Origin of the sequence: Glutamicibacter sp. BW80 (genome assembly GCF_002332385.1) — a bacterium.
Lineage (GTDB): Bacteria > Actinomycetota > Actinomycetes > Actinomycetales > Micrococcaceae > Glutamicibacter.
The window spans coordinates 112,854-130,260 of the sequence record NZ_NRGV01000030.1; the positions used below are offsets into that span (position 1 = coordinate 112,854).

Genomic DNA, 17,407 nt, shown 5'->3' on the forward strand with positions numbered 1-17,407 from the left:
GTTCGAACAACAGCTACGCTAGTCAGCTCGACGGACACTTTAGCGTCGGGGAAGTATCAAAGCCCCGTCCACGTCTAGGGCTCTGGTGCTACGCGGGTCCGCGCCCTGAAGCACGCAAGTCCAGGGCAAGGAAAGCTCTGAGACGAAGTTGGCTACCGGCCCGAAAACTTTTACGGCCGCTGGCCTATTACCTAAAGTGAGACCCGTCCGACCGGGAAGGAACTCCACGTTCGTTGGCCCGTGGTTCACGCCGCCAAGTGGCGTACCTTGACGTTGCGCAGCGTGAGGAACGGTTGAGCCGGCGGAGGGTTCAACCGTTCCTACGGAGCATCCGAATTTCAGAGGGACTTGCCGAATAGACCCGACGAATGGCAGCGCTCAGGGCAAAAGAGGAGGAATACCCGACCTCACGGGCTATCTGCCCCAATGGAGAATTGGTGTTCTGCAGGGCATCCCAGGCCAGCGCCAAACGCAACCGGGTGAGGTATCCAACCGGTGGCATTCCCATGGCTTCATGAAACGCCGCGGAAAAGGCCGAACGGGACATGGCAGCGATCCCGGCGAGCAGTGCCACACTCCAGGGCTCCGCCGGATCGGACCACATTGCCCCCACCGCGGCTGAAATCCCCGGTTTTGCACCCGGGACCATGCCGGCCCCCGGCATTTGCTGCAGCACTTGGAGCGCGAGGATATCCAAAAGCCGATCCAAGACCAGCGACTGCACAGGCCCTTGCCGCTCGGCTTCAAGGTGCAGCAGCTCAACCCAATTCCAGAGCGCTGCATCCTCTATCAGGCATAGCGCTCGCCCCTCGCAGATCAGGTCGGTAATCGCACTGGTTGTGGTGAAGGTGCAGACCAGCAATTGGTCCGCCCCGTCGCGGGCGTTACCCCACGAACGGACGCCGTGGCGCAGCGTCTCAGTGACCGGCCGCGCCGCAGGGCCGAGGCATTGCTGGCCTGGTCCAATTAGGTATGTTTCAACGGCGGCGGCACGCGGCCGTGCGCTGTCAGCAAACACCCGATAGGGCGCCGTCCCGTGAATGACCACTAGGTTTCCCGGTTCGGCTTGGATCGTTGTTTCGCCTCGCTGCACCGCGCAAGATCCGCTACGCACCGCCAGGATTGTCAACGCGCAGCGATCTTGGACTTCGACTTCCCAGTCCCCTGCCATGCTCATGCGCAGGATGAAGCCATCACGGGCACGCGGCCCCGCCGGAAAGGCATGTTGAGCGGTCACTCCCTCAGATTGGACGATGACGCATGTTTTGTCGAGTTTCAAACATTCTGCATCTGCGATCCGTGCGCTTGAATGAATACCACGCATAGGAAAACGGCTCCCCTCCCAGCTCTCACACCCCGGTCAGGGACGGTGGCATGATCCCCGAATGGCTAGCGGCCACATTGCTCATAACAACTATTAGCAGCGCCGGGATTGTTGCAGGTTTTTATGCCGCCTTCGCGCTGACGGTCCTCCCGGCCTTGGCCTCGGTCCAGGATTCGGCAGCCGGCGACTTCATGATCTCGCTGAACCAGCACGCCGAACGTCCCGCTTTTCTCAGCTTATTTTTCCTTAGCCTCTTCGGCAGTCTCGGCTACACCGCATACGCCTTAGTGCAGGGCCTCCTGGTCCCTGCACTGGGCTCGGCACTGGTGCTGTCCGGAGCCCTGCTCACCATCTTCCTCAGCGTTCCCTTGAACCGGGCCCTGCAACGCGCAACGCTACCGTGGGCGCGCTATTGGCCCCGCTGGCACCGGGTTAATGTGCTGCGTGCAGCAGGCTCCGCGGCCGGATCACTGCTGCTCCTCATTACGGCCTGATCCGCCGCATCGCCATAGCCGAGCGCAGCGCGGTCGGTGCCCCGACTACGCCGCGCGCGAAACTTCTTACGTCACTGTGTCCCGAATACTCGATTAGCTTGGAGCACACCGATAGCATCAAGACACACGAACAATTAAACTCAGGAGCAAATCCATGCCGCATAAGGTCAAAGCCGTTATTTCCCGCGCCAAAGACGCCCCGGTAGAGGTCGTCGATATCATCGTTCCGGACCCGGGACCCGGAGAGGTCATTGTCGATGTACTGACCGCCGGTGTCTGCCACACCGATCTGCACTACAAGCTCGGCGGCATCGGCAACGACTACCCGTACCTGCTGGGCCACGAGTCCACCGCGGTAGTCAGCCAGATCGGTGAGAACGTCACCAATGTGGCCGTGGGCGACCGGGTAATCCTGAACTGGCGTGCGGTCTGCGGCCAGTGCCGCGCCTGCGCCAAGGGGCAGGCGCAGTACTGCTTCAATACCGCGAATGCCACCCAGAAGATGACTTTGGAGGACGGCACCGAGCTCTCCCCGGCGTTGGGCATCGGATCCTTCGCCCAGAAGACCCTGGTCGCCGCCGGGCAGTGCACCAAGGTGGACGAGGACGCAGACGCCGCCGCCGTGGGCCTGCTCGGCTGCGGCGTGATGGCCGGCATCGGTGCGGCCATGAACACCGGTGAGGTCAAGCGCGGGGAGTCCGTAGCGGTTATCGGCTGCGGCGGCGTGGGCGTGGCAGCGATCGCCGGCGCCAAGCTGGCCGGAGCGACCACCATCATCGCCGTGGACCTGAACCCGACGAAGCTGGAGACCGCCACGCAGCTCGGCGCCACCCACACCGTCGATTCCTCGAAGGTCGATCCGATCGAAGCGATCAAGGAACTGACCGGCGGCTTCGGCGCCGACGTGGTCATCGACGCGGTGGGCCGCCCGGAGACCTACAAGCAGGCCTTCTACGCCCGCGACCTTGCCGGCCGCGTGGTGCTGGTTGGGGTGCCGACCCCGGAGATGAAGCTGGAACTGCCACTGCTGGACGTCTTCGGCCACGGCGGCTCGCTGAAGTCCTCCTGGTACGGCGACTGCCTGCCTTCGCGCGACTTCCCGATGCTCGTTGAGCAGTACAAGCAGGGCCGGTTGGACCTGGATGCCTTCGTCACCGAGCGCATCAAGCTGGACGAGATCGAGGCAGCCTTCGACAAGATGCACGAAGGCACCGTGCTGCGTTCGGTGGTGGAGCTTTAATGAGCGCGCAGATCGAGAACGTCGTCACCTCGGGCACCTTCTCCCTGGACGGCGGCACCTGGGAGGTCGATAACAACGTCTGGATCATCGGCACTGATTCCGAGGTCATGGTCATCGACCCGGCGCATGACGTGGAGAAGATCCTCGAGCAGGTTGGCGACCGCGAGGTGATGGCCGTCCTGCTCACCCACGGACACGACGACCACATCCGCGCCGCGGTCGAATTCTCCGATGCGGTCGAGGCACCGCTGTACCTGAACCCGGCCGATACGATGCTCTGGGAGAACGTTTATCCCGAGCGCAAGGTGGATGCCGAAATCCAGGAGGGTGATACCTTCACCATCGGTGAAACGACACTGACCGCGCTGCATACCCCGGGCCACTCCCCGGGTTCCACCTGCTTCTACGCCGAAGATCTCGGTGTGCTGTTCAGCGGCGACACGCTGTTCCACGGCGGTCCGGGGGCTACCGGGCGCAGCTACTCCAGCTTCGAGACGATTATCGAGTCGATCCGCACCAAGCTGTTCGTCTTGCCCGAGCAGACCGTGGTGCACACCGGCCACGGAGATGCCACCACCATCGGCGCCGAGGCTCCGAATCTTGAAGAATGGATCGCGCGCGGGCACTAAACCGCGCAGCCTTCCTTGACTGCCGGCCAGCTTCCAAGCTGGCCGGCAGTTTTTAACTCCAGAGACAAGCGGTAAATGGCTGGACGTGGAAAGATGGTTCCCATGCCAGAATCTACAGCTCCGACACCGCGCAAGATCCCCGCGCTATCCTTCGGCCTCGGAATTCTCCTGCTGCTCGCCGGCAGCGCACTGCTCTGGTGGGACGGCCAGCAGGGGGTGACGATCTATTCCGGGTCCTATGTGTCGCTGCGCGAAGATACGTTTTACTTCGGGCCCAGCGCCACCATGCTGCTGGGACAGCTGCTGCTTGGCCTCGGGCTCGCCGGTTGCGGTGCGGGCTGCGGCTTTCTGCTCTCCCGGGGCACCTGGCTCGGCCGGATGACACCCTGGATCCCGCTCGGCATCGGTGTGCTGCTGCTGATCGCCGGTGGTGGTCTGCTGTGGTGGGATAACGTGCAGGTGAAAACCTTTGGCTGGTTCGCCTACGCTCCGCTGAGCACCGCTGAGCTCCAAGGCCAGATCTCGGCGAGCGCCGCAGCGATTTTCGGAAAGTTCGCCTTGGGGTTCGGCTTCGCGATGCTGGGCGCCGGTGCCGGGCTGTCGCTCGGTCGGCGTGCCGCGCGGCGGGGCCAGGGCTAGAACAGCGACTTGTGCTCTTCGATGAGCTCTGCCGAATCATTGCGCACATTGCCTACCGCGGCGTCGACCTCGTACAGGCTCCAGGTGGAAGCCACGTCGTAGGCCTGCGCGCGGACCTCTTCGATCAGCCCCTCGCCGTCGGCTTCACCCGGGTTCAGCCAGCGGGAGAGCTGCTCCGGATCCAGCGGGATCGGCAGCCGGTCATGCAGCCCGGCAAGCTCGCCGAGCACCCCGGGTTCCTCGGCGGAGGGTGAATCCATGGTGAGGATCGAGGTGGACAGGATCCAGTCCCCGTTTTCGTCCTTCCACCATTCGTAGAGTCCGGCGAAGAACATCAGTTTCCCATCCTCGCGGTGCACAAAGAATGGCCGCTTCTTGCTGCCTTCCTTCTTCCACTCGTAGTACCCCTGCATCGGGACGGCTGCGCGACGCTTTTTGACCGCCGCTCGGAAAGTCGGCTTGCTGGCCGCGGTCTCGCTGCGGGCATTGAAGGCGCGCACCCCCACCGAGAGTTCCTTGGCCCAGCCGGGCACCAGCCCCCACCGGGCCACGTGGACCTGGCGGTGCAGGGCATCGTCGATCAGCCGCTCGAGCACGATCGGCACATCCGTGGTGGGGGCGACGTTCCATGAGTGGCGCAGCTGGAGATTGTCATCCGCCTCGGCTTCGGCCTCCGCAACAAGGTCGCCGATCGCCTTGGCCATGACGTAGCGTCCGCACATGATTTTCGCCTCTCTTCGAACCTATCCGGTGGGCACCAGTGTAGTCCGCGCCCGGAGCTTGGGTGCGGAGAAATAGCGCATCGCAAAATTCTTCTGGCCCGCGGGTGCAATGTGGAACAAATCGATAGCTCACGTGGTTGCATGAAGTATGAGCAACGAATTAAATCTTGAGAAGTATGTTCCTGCTGCGGGCGGGGTCACCATGTTCACCACCAGCTGGTGCGGCTACTGCCGCAACCTCAAGCGGCTGATGGATCAGAAGGGCGTGGCGTACACGGAGGTGAATATCGAAGACGTTGAAGGTACCGCCGAGATCGTGGAGTCCTTCAACGGCGGCAACCAGACCGTGCCGACCCTGATCTTCCCCGATGGCACTGCGGCTACCAATCCGCGCATCGAAGAAGTCGTCGAGCGCGTCGGCGCCTAAGGCCCTGCGGTAGACCGCACTAAACATTCGAAGCCCGGCGCTTTTCCCTCCTGGGAAAGCGCCGGGCTTCACTTGTTGCACCAGCTGAGAGGAGTCTAGGCCTCCAGCAGTTCGGTGTGCTCCCGGTAGACGGCGAGTAATGCCTCGATAAAGCTCTCGACGGTGACCGAGGAGACCAGATCGTCGCCGGCACCCACAGTGGAGGGCTCCATGGGGATTTCCATCGCCCGGTACACGGTGTCGAGCACCGCACGCAGCGGGGCGGAATCCTCGATGACAAAGACGCTGCTGAACAGCCAGGCCCCGGAGATCACCCGTTGCGCGGTACCGATAAGTTTTACCGGGACCTCGCTGCGTGACCCAGCTGTGGGCAGTCCGTGGACCGAGTAGTCCCCGGGGCAGTATTCACCCGGGATCGACCCCACATGCGCGTCAATCTTGAGCCGGCGAAAGGCTCGGGCGTAGAGGTCGGCAAAAACCTTAAAGCGTTGCTGCTGCCCGATAATCGCTTCGGCATGCGGTTCGATATGATCCACGATCAACGTGCCGCGATGATATGCCGCCGCCCGTCCCCCGGCCTTGCGCACCAAGGGGGCAAAGCCGCGTGCCTCAGCCGCCTCGGCCGCACGCTGAAACCCGGGCAGGCGGACATCGCGTTGGCCAAAGGCCAGCGTTGGATCCGGCCGATAGAAACGCAGCAGCGGGCCGCGCGTACCGCCCTGCACCTCGCGTAGCAGCTGAACCCCGCGCTCCAAGTCAGCTTCGGGATCCCCGCTGGCTTCCTCAAACTGGTAGGACAGCGGCGCGCTCGATTCGGGATTCCAAAGGGTCATATTCAGAGTCTAATTCAGTCCGCTTCGTACACCGGTTCACCAAGGCTGAAAAGATCCTTCGGGGGCTGTGATGAGAGGCTCAGAATTCGGGTTCCGCGAGATTCTGCGTGATAATAATCTGGTGCCTAATTCTTCCACCCCCGTGATCCTGCTCGGCGGTCCATCCGGTTCTGGCAAGTCATACCTTGCCAACCGTTTCGGCAATCCGCACCTTCCGCTGGACGAGTTCTACCGGCAGATCAGCGAAGATGGGCACCCAGAATCTTTTCCGCGCACCGGATACGGCGAAATCGATTGGGACCATCCACGTACATGGAATCAGCACGCGGCCCTGAACGCGGTCGATGAGCTGCTGCGCCAAGGCTGCACGCAGGTGCCGAATTATTCGATTGCTACCTCCAGCTACAGCGGGCATCGTGAAGTGCATGGAACCGGCGGGCCGATTATCGCCGAAGGAATTTTCCTCTCCGAGGTGCTGGAACCATTGCGCGCCAAGGGAATCAATGTTCAGGCCTACTACGTGGACGAACCGGCGCTGCTGACCACGATTCGACGCTTCATCCGCGACGTGTCCGAGCGCCGCAAACCGGTGCTGTTTTTGGTCAAGCGCGGCTATGCGCTGTTCCGCGCCCACGGCGCAGATCGCGAAACCTACCGTGCCAAGGGCTTCACCATCATGCCCAAGGCGCAGCTGAAGAAGCTATTGGCCGAATTAGCGGCTACTCACGCTTAGAGCTGGCGCACGGTCAGTATCTGTTCGGCGCGGCCAAAGGGTCCATTGACATCGTGGAGCACGGTGGAGGTCAGGCCAATGCCGTCGGTGCCGTAGCTCTGCTGCACCTCGAGGCCGAGCCATTCTCCTTCGGGCGCACGGTACATGTGGATCTGCAGATCCAGGTTCGGGAACATCCAGCTGCCATCGCCAGGCTCGACGCGGGGCGCCACGCCATTCGCGGTATCCACCAAACCGATCAAACTTGCCAATCGCGAAGCCGGCACACCATCTAGCAGCGCATAAGGAGTCCGCAACCAGGCGATGCCCTTACCCGGGCGGCGGCCGGGAGCGGCGCGGAATTCGATGGAGCGAATGTACCCGCCGGGCCACTGCGCGGAAATATTCTGCGGCTCGCTGTCCTCGGGACCCGGCACTTCGGCATCTTCAGTTCCCGCAACCGCGGTTGAGTCTGCGGTAATCACTCGCCAGGCTCTGGCGACGATGCTGGTGCGCCCCTTGGCCGTCATTTCGGCTTCGATCAGTTCGATGGTTCGGCCCGGGCGAATCATCCGCGTGGTGACCTCGAATTCACCGGCGTGGATCAGCCCGTGAATTTCGAAGCTCAACCGGGCGATGCGCATGTCGTCGCGAGGCTGGAAGTTCTCCAAGGCATGCGTCAAGATCCCCGAGGCTGGGGCCATATGCTGTTCGTGAGGATTCCACGCTCCCTGGGTATGCCAGGAAGACCGATAGCGCCCTTCTCCCAGCTCTTCAAAGTAGAAGTCGCCGTTGGCAAGGATCTTGTCCAGTTCTTCTTCGAGCTGGTGTGTCATGAATCGATCTCCCGATCTGCAAGCTAAATGGTTCTTGATCACAGCCTAACCAAACTTGGTCCGCGATGCGGCTTAGACCGATTGCCCGTCGTGATGGTGCGCGCGGGTGCCGGCGCTGTCCATCATGCTCAGCACCTCGGCGATACCGCCGAGGGCACGAATCGAGTGCGGTGTCATGGTGTCGAATTGTGCCGCCTGCCCGGCTTTCACGTGGAAGACTCGTTCGCCGAGCCTGAGCTGCACTTCGCCGGAGAGCACGGTGAACCATTCCTTGCCCGGGTGGACCCTGTCCTCCGTTGGGATCACCTGCTGCTGCGGGTCGTAGCGGATCTTCGTGACTACCACCCCGTTGACTGCGTCGTCGTCCGATAATTTCCACATCGTCATTCCCGGTACAGAGATCGGCTCGGGGCCGATGATCACGCCTTTTCCATCGGCGGGAGCCACCAGCTCGTCCAAAGTGGTGCCCAGGGACTTGGCGATCGGCACCAGCTGGTCCAGGGCGATCCTCCGGTTGCCGGTTTCGATCCGGCTCAGCGTCGAAACGCTGAGTTCGGCCCGGTTCGCAAGGGCCTCCAGGGACCACCCCTTACCTTGGCGAAGGGCACGAATGCGCTGTCGGATGACCGAGTCTAAATCCAGTTCTTGCGTCATACGCAAAAACATACACGATCAATGCAATGTATCGATAGGTTGGATAGCGAATCAAAAACCCCGCGAAGGAGAGCACCATGGAAAAATACGACGCCATCATCATCGGAGGCGGCAACGCAGGACTAGCCGGAGCCATCGCGCTGGCCCGTTCCCGGCGCAAAGTCCTTGTGGTCGATGAAGGCAATCCACGCAACGCCGTCTCAGCGCACGCACACAATGTGCTTGGCCATGAAGGCATCAGCCCCCATGAGCTATTGGAGCTAGGCCGCAAAGAGGCAAGGGACTACGGAGTCGAGTTTGCCTCCACCCGCATTCAGTCGCTGGGCGGTTCGTTCGAAGAAGGATTCGCAGTTTCCACCGAGTCCTCGCAATGGCAGGCCGCACGAATTCTCCTGGCTACCGGACTAACCGATACCTTGCCCGAGATCCCAGGACTGCGAAAAGCCTGGGGAACCTCGGCCCTGCATTGCCCGTACTGCCACGGGTGGGAGGTGCGCGATCAGCGGATCGCCATTTTAGGTGTCAGTGAAATGAGCACACATCAGGCCCTGCTCTTTGGCCAGCTCAGCGGCACTGTCACCTACGTTAATCACGCCCCGCAATCGCTGACATCAGAAAACCGCGCACTGCTCGCCGCAGTGGAAATAGAAATCGTCGACGCGCAGGTCACCGACATAGCCGTCAGCGATGAAGGGCAGGTGCAGTCCTTGGCTTTGGACAACGGAAGCACCCTGGACGCTCAGGCCGTAGTGGTGGCAAGCCAGATGAAAGCGAACGCGTCATTGTTCCTCCAGCTAGGCGGGCACCTGAGCCAAAACCCCATGGGAGAGTTCATCTCGGTCAACGAGATGGGAGCCACGAGCGTACCTGGAGTCTACGCAGCCGGCAACGCCTCGAACTTAGGGGCAATGATTGGTTTGGCGACCGCCGCCGGAACTATGGCAGGTGCCGCCATCAATGCTGATCTAGTTATGGAATCGGCCAAGAAAAAATTAGCAAAAAAGTGACTCTCGGCTTGAACCCTCCCCTAAGGGCAGAGAATACGATGTCCACATGGAGTACAGCATCGGAGAATTTGCCGCGTTAATGAACGTGACGGTGAAGACGCTTCACCACTATGAGAAGCTCGGCCTGCTCAATCCGGCTCGGGTCGATCAGTTCACTGGGTACCGAAAGTACAGCTCGGTTCAGTTTGAAACCATGATGCAGATTCGCCAACATCAGCATCTTGGACTCCCTTTGGCCGCTATCAAACGGATCATTAGCGGCGAAGTCGATGATGACTCGTACGAAGCGATCCTCGAAAACAGGAAAGACTCACTGCGAGACAGGATCACCAAGGATCTGCAAACCTACGGTGCGCTTGCTGCGACGTTGGGCATAGAAGATGAGCTTTCAGATTTTGCCGAGATGTATTCGGCGATGCACACCATCGTTTGCGACAGGGTGCCACCGCCAATGCTCAGCGGATGCCTACGTCCAATGCCACCCCACGTTGAGGACTCCGGCTTTACGCATGGTCCCCGCTCGGCCTTGCTCAGCGTTTCGGTACCGCTCGCATCCAGAAGCGTCGGCAAACTCAGGCAGGCAACAAAGGCGCTGGCCGAGAAGCTCTTGCCAGAAACCAAAGCCGAAGAAGCCAAGGACCAGATCTGGTATTGGATCGAGACGATGGACGACCCTGAGGAGGGGACGCTATTTAGAATGCACGCGGGCATCGAGGCAAGCGAGGAAATCTCGATTGCACCCGGAGCCGTGAAAACTAATTTGCCGGATTTCCAAATTTCTTTCACCGGACACGATTTCCGGGCATTTGGCTCTGGAGCGTGGCGGCAAATGACCAACCATATGCACCACGAAATGTACGAGCAGGGAGTCCTGCCAACTGGTCCATTATTTGTCCGGCTAGGCGAAAACTCCGATTATCCCGGGGAATCTTTGGCATTCCAAGGGGGCGTCCGCGACGATTCGATTCGCCGATCCTTTGACGGAGTCGACGACCTGGATGACGAAGACGAACCCGCCAACCCATTCGATCACTGGTACTCCGATATGGAGCTCTGAGCGCCCTTGCCCTACAGCCTGGCTCGCGATGAGAGGCCGGCTGTAGGACAAGCCCGGAAAATGATGGTACGCTTAATTTGTTACCTCGACGTTTGCAGGTGTGAGTCATCCGCCAGCGAATGTTAGCAGTTTAGATTTGTAGCAAGACAAGCAAATCGTCTGTGCAGCAAATCGGTTCAACGATTCTTCGGAATTAGCGAACTCCTATCGAAACGAATTTTCATCTTCTCTTCTTCACCGCTTACAGCTCGTCCAGGCGCTTCTCAGCGTTTCCACGATGCGGCTTCCAAATTCTACTCCACTGACTCTGGCCATTATTCCACAGTCATGTCTATGGACCGCAAGGACATTTAGCGTGCGTAGCGACCTCCGTTTTGGCCGGTATCGGCAAAATCAGCATTCGATCGCTGATACCGACGGCATGGAAATCGCCCAACATAGTACTGCTCGAGGTAACCACTAATTTTCCGTTTCGGATTTCGACTCGGCAACAAGGTCACGTAGTGGCCAATGAATAAATAAGGAAATAAAAACATGGCTACTGGCACCGTAAAATGGTTCAACGCTGAAAAGGGCTTCGGCTTCATCGCTCCTTCTGATGGATCGGCAGATGTGTTCGCACACTACTCCGCAATCCAGAGCTTCGGTTTCCGTAGCCTCGAAGAGGGCCAGAACGTTGAGTACACCCTGGAAGCCGGTCCAAAGGGCCCACAGGCAACCAACATCCAGGCTCGCTAAGCTTTAGCAAAAGCCAAACTTTTGGTGCAGTACCGTCCGTATCGGATGGTACTGCACCATTGGTGTTTCTAGGGGTCCTAGCGTTCCGCTAAATTTCGCTTTGCAGCTTCCGGCGGGCGTTCGCGCAGGATTCCTACCCCCAAAAGCCGGGCTGGAATCGAAGTGATCTTGGGAAAGGTACGCAAGATTCTCGCAATAGATGCCGGCAAGAGCACGTCATTGCTTGTTTTCATCAACCGCCGCAATCCTAGGTGCATCAGCCGCTGAGTGCTCTGGACCACGACGGTCGGGAGGATGCGCCGACTCTGGACAGCGGCCACATCCCGATCCGAAATCGTTCCGGCTTTGAGCGGCTCGGCAAGTATTCGAGCCGCCGCGACTGCATCCTGAACCGCCAGGTTCACGCCCACTCCCCCAACCGGACTCATCGCATGTGCCGAATCCCCGATGCACAACAGCCCGCGGCGCCACCACCGTATCGCGCGGTTGAGTTTCACGTCCAGTAATTTAGCGTCCTGAAGTCTCAGCGCCGGGACCCCTTCTTCAAGTTCGGGAGCGGCTTCGATAATCGCCCGGTGCCACGGTTCGGTACCCTGAGCACGCAGCTCTGCGTCTTTCCCCTTCGGCAAGAGCATCGCTGTCTGAACGTACCCGGGCCGTGGAATTAGCACGAAAGATCTGTCCGCGGTGAAGGCCGGGGACAAAACATTCTTTAGATTCAATGCTCCGGGGATCTTGAACCACCAGACATCAATTGGCACGGCGAACTCTTTAATAGCGAGCCCCGCAGCATCACGGATCTTCGACCATCTGCCGTCGGCCGCGATGGTCAACAGCGCGTGCATTTCGCCGATTCCGTCGGGCCCCGAATAACGTACGCCCACAATGCGTTCCCCCACGGTGAGCACGTCGGTCACGTCGCAATTCATGCGCAGGTCAAAATTCGCTTCGGATTCACCGGCGCGAGCCAATAGATCCAGGAAGTCCCACTGTGGAGCCATCGCGATAAACGGATAGGGATGGTTGAGCTTGGATAGGTCGAGAACCGTGGCGCGGGCACCGTCTCGTGCCGGAAATTGCGCTTGGGACACCTTGCTGTAGCCGATCTTTTCAAACTCTTCCATCAATCCAAGTTCCTCGAGCAGCAACATCGTGGATGGGTGGATGGTGTCGCCACGGAAGTCACGAAGAAAATCCCCATGTTTCTCAAATACCGTCACGGGGACTCCGCTACGCGCCAAGAGGAGTCCGGCCACCATGCCGGCAGGGCCACCGCCAACGATGACGCATCGAGTTCTAGGTACCATGCGAGCTATCCCTTCAGCGAATGTCCGTGAATTTCACCTTCGCACTAATTTCTATTCGTGGATAGTCTCCGACGTGGACCTTTTGATATTTAAGGTGATCATGATCATCGCCAGGGCTAGGAGGACTAGAGCCAGTCCTTGGAAACCGATAGCGGCTAGAATCGGTCCGGCGCAGAGCCCGCCCATCACCCCAGCCAAGCTCATGCAAAGATCTGAAGTTCCTTGCAGCTGCGGGCGTTCGTTGATTCCCACTGCACCGGAAATCATGGTTGATCCCGCTACCGTTGCGGCGGACCAGCCCAAGCCCAAACAAAGCAAGGCTATGGTGGTAACCACATGATCTGCGGAGTTGGTCCAAACCAGGACACTGGCGGAGATCAGTAGCGCCTGCCCTGCCAGAATGATCACCCGTGAACCGCATTTGTCGGTCAGCCACCCGAAGACCGGCGACAGGGCGTACATGCCAGCCACGTGCATGGATATGGTGAAACCGATTAAGGTGAGCGTTGCGCCATGGTGCTGCATATGAATCGGGGTCATCGACATCATCGACACCATATACATATGCGACAGGGCCACGGTGAGCACCGCCCGGCGCGCGGCTACGGACGTACGCAATATATGCCATCCACGGCGGCGGGCCTGCCCGGAATCCGGCCGACCCAAAGCCTGACGCTGCGCTATTCGCAGCGGATCGGGCCGGAGCCCGATCCAATAGACCAGTGCACCGGCTAGCTGTGCACACATGGCGATCAGGAATCCGCCGGTATAGGGCGGAAGGTTGATGTACTGGGCGATAACCTCGCCAGGCTCAAAGAGATTCGGACCGATGACCGCACCGATGGTCGTCGACCAGACGACTACCGAAAGATCGCGTCCGCGGGTGGCCTTCGTGGAAAGATCCGTGGCAGCGAATCGCGATTGCAGGTTCATTGCGGCGCCTGTGCCAAGAATCAGCATGCCCAGCATCAAAAGCGGCCAGAAGTCGAGGAATGCGGCGGCAATAATGACCACAATGCCGCTTGCCGCCAGTACTGCACCGCTCGAGAGGGATATCCGTCGCCCATGCTTCTGCGCCATCAACGCCAGCGGAATTGCCATGAGCGCCGCGCCCAGCGTATTCATCGTGGCGGCCATGCCTGCCAGCGAGTCCAGACCCGAGATGCTGACGATCAACAAGGACCCCAGGGTCAAGGTGGCGCCGCCGCCTAGCCCACCAAGGATTTGTCCAGCTGCAAGTACCGAAATCGATTTGCGTCGAACCCTTTGCACTTGCTGCTCGTCTAATGTGCCCAGATCATTGGATGCTGATTCGATCTGCACATTCACCCCCGCGTTCGTTCATCAGTGAATCCGTTACTGTCCAAGTATCCACGATATGCAGCTGGTCGGCGGGGTATTTCTTCGGGTATGGCAATGGCCCCGTTGAGAAACGGGGCCATCGCCGGGAAGAGACTAAGCGCTTAGAAGTCCCAGTCCTCGTCTTCGGTGTTCACTGCCTTGCCGATCACGTAGGAGGAACCGGAGCCGGAGAAGAAATCGTGGTTCTCATCGGCGTTCGGGCTCAGCGCCGCAAGGATCGCTGGCGATACGTCGGTGACGGTTGCCGGGAACATTGCCTCGTAGCCTAGGTTCATCAGGGCCTTGTTGGCGTTGTAGTGCAAGAACTTCTTGACGTCCTCGGACAGGCCTACCGGATCATAGAGATCGTGGGTGTACTGAACTTCGTTTTCGTACAGCTCATACATGAGTTCGAAGGTGTAGTCCTTCAGCTCCTGCTTGCGCTCTTCGCTTGCACCTTCCAGACCCTTCTGGAACTTGTAGCCGATGTAGTAGCCGTGAACGGCCTCATCGCGGATGATCAAGCGGATCAGGTCTGCGGTGTTGGTCAGCTTCGCGTGCGAGGACCAGTGCATCGGCAAGTAGAAACCCGAGTAGAACAAGAAGGACTCGAGCAAAGTTGAAGCAATCTTGCGCTTGAGTGGGTCTTCACCGTGGTAGTAGCTCTCAATGATCTGAGCCTTCTTCTGCAGGTTCACGTTCTCCGTGGACCAACGGAAAGCTTCATCGATTTCCTTGGTGGAAGCCAAGGTAGAGAAGATCGAAGAGTAGCTCTTTGCATGCACCGATTCCATGAAGGCGATATTGGTGTACACGGCTTCTTCGTGAGGCGTCAGCGCATCCGGGATCAGCGAGACCGCGCCGACGGTGCCCTGCAGGGTATCGAGCAGGGTCAAGCCGGTGAAGACGCGCATGGTGAGCAGCTTCTCGGCTTCGGTCAGAGTTCCCCACGACTGGATGTCGTTGGACAGTGGAATCTTTTCCGGTAGCCAGAAGTTATTGACGAGACGGTTCCAAACCTCTACGTCTTTATCATCCTGGATGCGGTTCCAGTTGATTGCTTCAACCTTGTTGGCGAGCTTAATCTTCTCGGTCATTGCCCCTCATCGAAACGCTAAAAATAGAATTAGTCTGCCTACAACTGTACCGCGAATCAGGCCGAGTGACGAACTTTGAATCGATTCGTTAGAACTTTATATACCAATCTGACTAGGCATTTAACGACAATCAACCAATAAGCGACAGTGTCGCTTATTGGTTGATTGGTGACATTAATGACGAAGAGACTCAGTCAAAAACTTGAGGCATTACAGTGCGCAGGAGACGCAACCTTCAACCTCGGTGCCTTCCAGCGCAAGCTGGCGTAGGCGGATGTAGTACAGGCTCTTGATGCCCTTGCGCCATGCGTAGATCTGCGCCTTGTTGATGTCACGAGTGGTCACGGTGTCCTTGAAGAACAGCGTCAAGGACAAGCCCTGATCCACGTGCTGGGTTGCAGCGGCGTAAGTGTCGATGATCTTCTCGTAGCCGATTTCGTAAGCGTCTTCGTAGAAGTCGATATTCTCGTTGTTCATGTAAGGAGCCGGGTAGTACACGCGGCCGATCTTACCTTCCTTGCGGATCTCGATCTTCGCTGCGACCGGGTGGATCGAGGAAGTCGAGTTGTTGATGTACGAGATCGAACCGGTTGGCGGCACAGCCTGCAGGTTCTGGTTGTAGATTCCGTGCTTCATGACCGAATCCTTCAGCGCACTCCAGTCTTCCTGGGTAGGAATGTGGATTCCGTCGAAGAGTTCGCTCACTCGCGCGGTGGCCGGAGCCCACTGCTGAGTGGTGTACTTGTCGAAGAATTCTCCGGATGCGTACTTCGAGTTTTCGAAGTTGTCGAAGGTTTCACCGCGTTCCATGGCGATCTTGTTCGACGCAGTTAATGCGTGGAACAGGATCGTGTAGAAGTAGATGTTGGTGAAGTCAATGCCTTCTTCGGAGCCGTAGTAGATGTGCTCACGGGCTAGGAAGCCGTGCAAGTTCATCTGGCCCAGTCCGATGGCGTGCGACTTCTTGTTTCCGTCAGCAATCGATGGCACCGAAGCGATGTAGGACATATCGGATACCGCGCTCAGGGCGCGAATCGCGATATCCACCGAGCCGGCGATATCCTTGCCGTCCATGGCCTTGGCGATGTTCATCGAGCCGAGGTTGCAGGAGATGTCCTTGCCGACCTTCGAGTAGCTCAAGTCATCTGCGAACTCGGAAGCCGAAGATACCTGCAAGATCTCCGAGCAGAGGTTCGACATCGTGATGCGACCCTCAATCGGGTTCTCACGGTTTACGGTGTCCTCGAACATGATGTACGGGTAACCGGATTCGAACTGGATCTCTGCCAAGGTCTGGAAGAATTCGCGGGCGCTGATCTTGGTCTTCTTGATGCGCGAGTCATCGACCATCTCTTCATACTTTTCGGAGACCGAGATTTCGCTGAACGGCACGCCGTAGACGCGCTGCACGTCATACGGGCTGAAGAGGTACATGTCTTCGTTCTTGCGGGCAAGTTCGAAGGTGATATCAGGGATGACCACGCCGAGGGAGAGGGTCTTGATACGGATCTTCTCGTCGGCGTTTTCGCGCTTGGTGTCCAAGAAACGGTGGATATCTGGGTGGTGCGCGTTGAGGTATACCGCGCCTGCGCCCTGACGTGCACCAAGCTGGTTTGCGTAGGAGAAGGAATCTTCAAGAAGCTTCATCACTGGGATGACGCCGGATGACTGGTTCTCGATCTGCTTGATCGGTGCACCGTGCTCACGCAAGTTGGTAAGCGACAGTGCTACGCCGCCGCCGCGCTTGGAGAGCTGCAGCGAGGAGTTTACCGCGCGGGCAATGGACTCCATATTGTCTTCGATGCGCAGCAGGAAGCAGGAGACGAGTTCGCCGCGCTGCGCCTTGCCGGCGTTGAGGAAGGTGGGTGTTGCGGGCTGGAAGCGGCCGGCGATGATTTCATCGACCAGGCTCGTTGCCAGCTGTTCATCGCCGCGGGCCAGGTGCAGGGCTACCATGCACACGCGGTCCTCGTAGCGCTCCAGGTAACGCTTGCCGTCGAAGGTCTTCAGCGTGTAGGAGGTGTAGAACTTGAAGGCGCCGAGGAAGGTCTCGAAGCGGAACTTCTTCGCGAAGGCGCGCTTGAACAGATCGCGGATGAAGTTCATCGAGTACTGATCGAGGGTTTCACGCTCGTAGTACTCGTGCTTCACCAGGTATTCGAGCTTCTCATCCAGGTCGTGGAAGAAGACGGTGTTGTTGTTCACGTGATCCAAGAAGTACTGGCGGGCTGCGTAGCGGTCCACCTCGAATTGGATCTTGCCGTCTGGACCGTAGAGGTTCAGCATGGCGTTCAGATCGTTGTAGCTCAGGCCCTGCATATTTGCTGGGAGCTCTTTGGTGTCATTCATC

The 17,407-nt window shown here is 59.0% G+C and carries 18 protein-coding genes; 9 read left to right on the plus strand and 9 right to left on the minus strand.

Annotated elements, in window-relative coordinates:
- Positions 1–310: 310 nt before the first annotated feature.
- The gene (locus tag CIK76_RS07155; RefSeq protein WP_176484121.1) at positions 311–1,237 is read right to left on the minus strand and encodes an AraC family transcriptional regulator; all 927 of its coding nucleotides are present in this window, start codon (positions 1,235–1,237) and stop codon (positions 311–313) included.
- A gap of 137 nt (positions 1,238–1,374) precedes the next feature.
- Here CIK76_RS07155 and CIK76_RS07160 point away from each other — a divergent pair, with 137 nt between their 5' ends.
- The 4 genes from CIK76_RS07160 (at position 1,375) to CIK76_RS07175 (ending at position 4,326) form a co-directional block, all read left to right on the plus strand.
- Positions 1,375–1,818, plus strand: a complete 444-nt coding sequence (locus CIK76_RS07160; RefSeq protein ID WP_096284882.1) for a DUF1772 domain-containing protein — start codon at positions 1,375–1,377, stop codon at positions 1,816–1,818.
- Positions 1,819–1,972: 154 nt separating this feature from the next.
- Positions 1,973–3,058 (plus strand): S-(hydroxymethyl)mycothiol dehydrogenase, encoded by a 1,086-nt coding sequence (locus CIK76_RS07165; protein ID WP_096284884.1) that lies wholly within the window; start codon positions 1,973–1,975, stop codon positions 3,056–3,058.
- Positions 3,058–3,687, plus strand: coding sequence for an MBL fold metallo-hydrolase (locus CIK76_RS07170; protein ID WP_096284886.1), 630 nt, complete (start codon positions 3,058–3,060; stop codon positions 3,685–3,687). The genes CIK76_RS07165 and CIK76_RS07170 overlap by 1 nt, the downstream gene beginning before the upstream one ends.
- Before the next feature lie 102 nt (positions 3,688–3,789).
- On the plus strand, positions 3,790–4,326 hold the full coding sequence (locus CIK76_RS07175; protein ID WP_096284888.1) for a hypothetical protein: 537 nt from the start codon (positions 3,790–3,792) through the stop codon (positions 4,324–4,326).
- Here CIK76_RS07175 and CIK76_RS07180 read toward each other — a convergent pair.
- Positions 4,323–5,048, minus strand: coding sequence for an SOS response-associated peptidase (locus CIK76_RS07180; RefSeq protein ID WP_096284891.1), 726 nt, complete (start codon positions 5,046–5,048; stop codon positions 4,323–4,325). The genes CIK76_RS07175 and CIK76_RS07180 overlap by 4 nt on opposite strands.
- Before the next feature lie 148 nt (positions 5,049–5,196).
- Between CIK76_RS07180 and CIK76_RS07185 the strand changes: the two genes are divergently transcribed.
- Complete coding sequence (locus tag CIK76_RS07185; protein WP_096284893.1) at positions 5,197–5,475, plus strand: glutaredoxin domain-containing protein; 279 nt, start codon at positions 5,197–5,199, stop codon at positions 5,473–5,475.
- 95 nt (positions 5,476–5,570) lie between these two features.
- Here CIK76_RS07185 and CIK76_RS07190 read toward each other — a convergent pair whose 3' ends face one another.
- Entirely contained in the window at positions 5,571–6,308 is a 738-nt protein-coding gene (locus tag CIK76_RS07190) for a lipoate--protein ligase family protein (protein ID WP_255248384.1), read from the minus strand.
- A gap of 121 nt (positions 6,309–6,429) precedes the next feature.
- On the opposite strand from CIK76_RS07190, the gene CIK76_RS07195 reads away from it, so the two are divergent.
- On the plus strand, positions 6,430–7,041 hold the full coding sequence (locus CIK76_RS07195; RefSeq protein ID WP_255248385.1) for a uridine kinase: 612 nt from the start codon (positions 6,430–6,432) through the stop codon (positions 7,039–7,041).
- Here CIK76_RS07195 and CIK76_RS07200 read toward each other — a convergent pair.
- The gene (locus CIK76_RS07200; protein WP_096284897.1) at positions 7,038–7,856 is read right to left on the minus strand and encodes a thioesterase family protein; all 819 of its coding nucleotides are present in this window, start codon (positions 7,854–7,856) and stop codon (positions 7,038–7,040) included. The two genes, CIK76_RS07195 and CIK76_RS07200, sit on opposite strands and share 4 nt — an antisense overlap.
- A 72-nt stretch (positions 7,857–7,928) precedes the next feature.
- A complete protein-coding gene (locus CIK76_RS07205) occupies positions 7,929–8,510 on the minus strand; it encodes an XRE family transcriptional regulator (protein ID WP_096285289.1) in 582 nt (193 codons plus the stop codon).
- A 77-nt stretch (positions 8,511–8,587) separates the two neighbouring features.
- Here CIK76_RS07205 and CIK76_RS07210 point away from each other — a divergent pair, with 77 nt between their 5' ends.
- The 3 genes from CIK76_RS07210 to CIK76_RS07220 all read left to right on the plus strand — a co-directional run bounded on the left by CIK76_RS07210 (position 8,588) and on the right by CIK76_RS07220 (position 11,312).
- Positions 8,588–9,517 carry an NAD(P)/FAD-dependent oxidoreductase gene (locus tag CIK76_RS07210; RefSeq protein ID WP_096284899.1) on the plus strand — a complete coding sequence of 310 codons (930 nt, stop codon included), beginning with the start codon at positions 8,588–8,590 and terminating at the stop codon, positions 9,515–9,517.
- A gap of 46 nt (positions 9,518–9,563) precedes the next feature.
- Positions 9,564–10,574: a MerR family transcriptional regulator gene (locus CIK76_RS07215; protein ID WP_096284901.1), complete on the plus strand. Its 1,011-nt coding sequence runs from the start codon at positions 9,564–9,566 to the stop codon at positions 10,572–10,574.
- 534 nt (positions 10,575–11,108) lie between these two features.
- A complete protein-coding gene (locus CIK76_RS07220) occupies positions 11,109–11,312 on the plus strand; it encodes a cold-shock protein (RefSeq protein ID WP_096254701.1) in 204 nt (67 codons plus the stop codon).
- Between the two features lie 77 nt (positions 11,313–11,389).
- Here CIK76_RS07220 and CIK76_RS07225 read toward each other — a convergent pair whose 3' ends face one another.
- The 4 genes from CIK76_RS07225 to nrdE form a co-directional block, all read right to left on the minus strand.
- Complete coding sequence (locus CIK76_RS07225; RefSeq protein WP_096284903.1) at positions 11,390–12,619, minus strand: FAD-dependent oxidoreductase; 1,230 nt, start codon at positions 12,617–12,619, stop codon at positions 11,390–11,392.
- Positions 12,620–12,670: 51 nt separating this feature from the next.
- Entirely contained in the window at positions 12,671–13,942 is a 1,272-nt protein-coding gene (locus CIK76_RS07230; RefSeq protein ID WP_096285291.1) for an MFS transporter, read from the minus strand.
- Positions 13,943–14,082: 140 nt separating this feature from the next.
- A complete protein-coding gene (gene nrdF / locus CIK76_RS07235; protein WP_096284905.1) occupies positions 14,083–15,057 on the minus strand; it encodes a class 1b ribonucleoside-diphosphate reductase subunit beta in 975 nt (324 codons plus the stop codon).
- 210 nt (positions 15,058–15,267) lie between these two features.
- Complete coding sequence (gene nrdE / locus CIK76_RS07240; protein ID WP_096284907.1) at positions 15,268–17,406, minus strand: class 1b ribonucleoside-diphosphate reductase subunit alpha; 2,139 nt, start codon at positions 17,404–17,406, stop codon at positions 15,268–15,270.
- Between the last annotated feature and the right edge of the window lies 1 nt (position 17,407).

What these genes read in the sequence shown, in the direction of transcription:
- CIK76_RS07160 (WP_096284882.1), top strand. Translation starts at nt 1,375, where the DNA reads ATGATCCCCGAATGGCTAGCGGCCACATTGCTCATAACAACTATTAGC.
- CIK76_RS07165 (WP_096284884.1), top strand. Translation starts at nt 1,973, where the DNA reads ATGCCGCATAAGGTCAAAGCCGTTATTTCCCGCGCCAAAGACGCCCCG.
- CIK76_RS07170 (WP_096284886.1), top strand. Translation starts at nt 3,058, where the DNA reads ATGAGCGCGCAGATCGAGAACGTCGTCACCTCGGGCACCTTCTCCCTG.
- CIK76_RS07175 (WP_096284888.1), top strand. Translation starts at nt 3,790, where the DNA reads ATGCCAGAATCTACAGCTCCGACACCGCGCAAGATCCCCGCGCTATCC.
- CIK76_RS07180 (WP_096284891.1), bottom strand. Translation starts at nt 5,048, where the DNA reads ATGTGCGGACGCTACGTCATGGCCAAGGCGATCGGCGACCTTGTTGCG.
- CIK76_RS07185 (WP_096284893.1), top strand. Translation starts at nt 5,197, where the DNA reads ATGAGCAACGAATTAAATCTTGAGAAGTATGTTCCTGCTGCGGGCGGG.
- CIK76_RS07190 (WP_255248384.1), bottom strand. Translation starts at nt 6,308, where the DNA reads ATGACCCTTTGGAATCCCGAATCGAGCGCGCCGCTGTCCTACCAGTTT.
- CIK76_RS07200 (WP_096284897.1), bottom strand. Translation starts at nt 7,856, where the DNA reads ATGACACACCAGCTCGAAGAAGAACTGGACAAGATCCTTGCCAACGGC.
- CIK76_RS07205 (WP_096285289.1), bottom strand. Translation starts at nt 8,510, where the DNA reads ATGACGCAAGAACTGGATTTAGACTCGGTCATCCGACAGCGCATTCGT.
- CIK76_RS07210 (WP_096284899.1), top strand. Translation starts at nt 8,588, where the DNA reads ATGGAAAAATACGACGCCATCATCATCGGAGGCGGCAACGCAGGACTA.
- CIK76_RS07215 (WP_096284901.1), top strand. Translation starts at nt 9,564, where the DNA reads ATGGAGTACAGCATCGGAGAATTTGCCGCGTTAATGAACGTGACGGTG.
- CIK76_RS07220 (WP_096254701.1), top strand. Translation starts at nt 11,109, where the DNA reads ATGGCTACTGGCACCGTAAAATGGTTCAACGCTGAAAAGGGCTTCGGC.
- CIK76_RS07225 (WP_096284903.1), bottom strand. Translation starts at nt 12,619, where the DNA reads ATGGTACCTAGAACTCGATGCGTCATCGTTGGCGGTGGCCCTGCCGGC.
- nrdF (WP_096284905.1), bottom strand. Translation starts at nt 15,057, where the DNA reads ATGACCGAGAAGATTAAGCTCGCCAACAAGGTTGAAGCAATCAACTGG.
- nrdE (WP_096284907.1), bottom strand. Translation starts at nt 17,406, where the DNA reads ATGAATGACACCAAAGAGCTCCCAGCAAATATGCAGGGCCTGAGCTAC.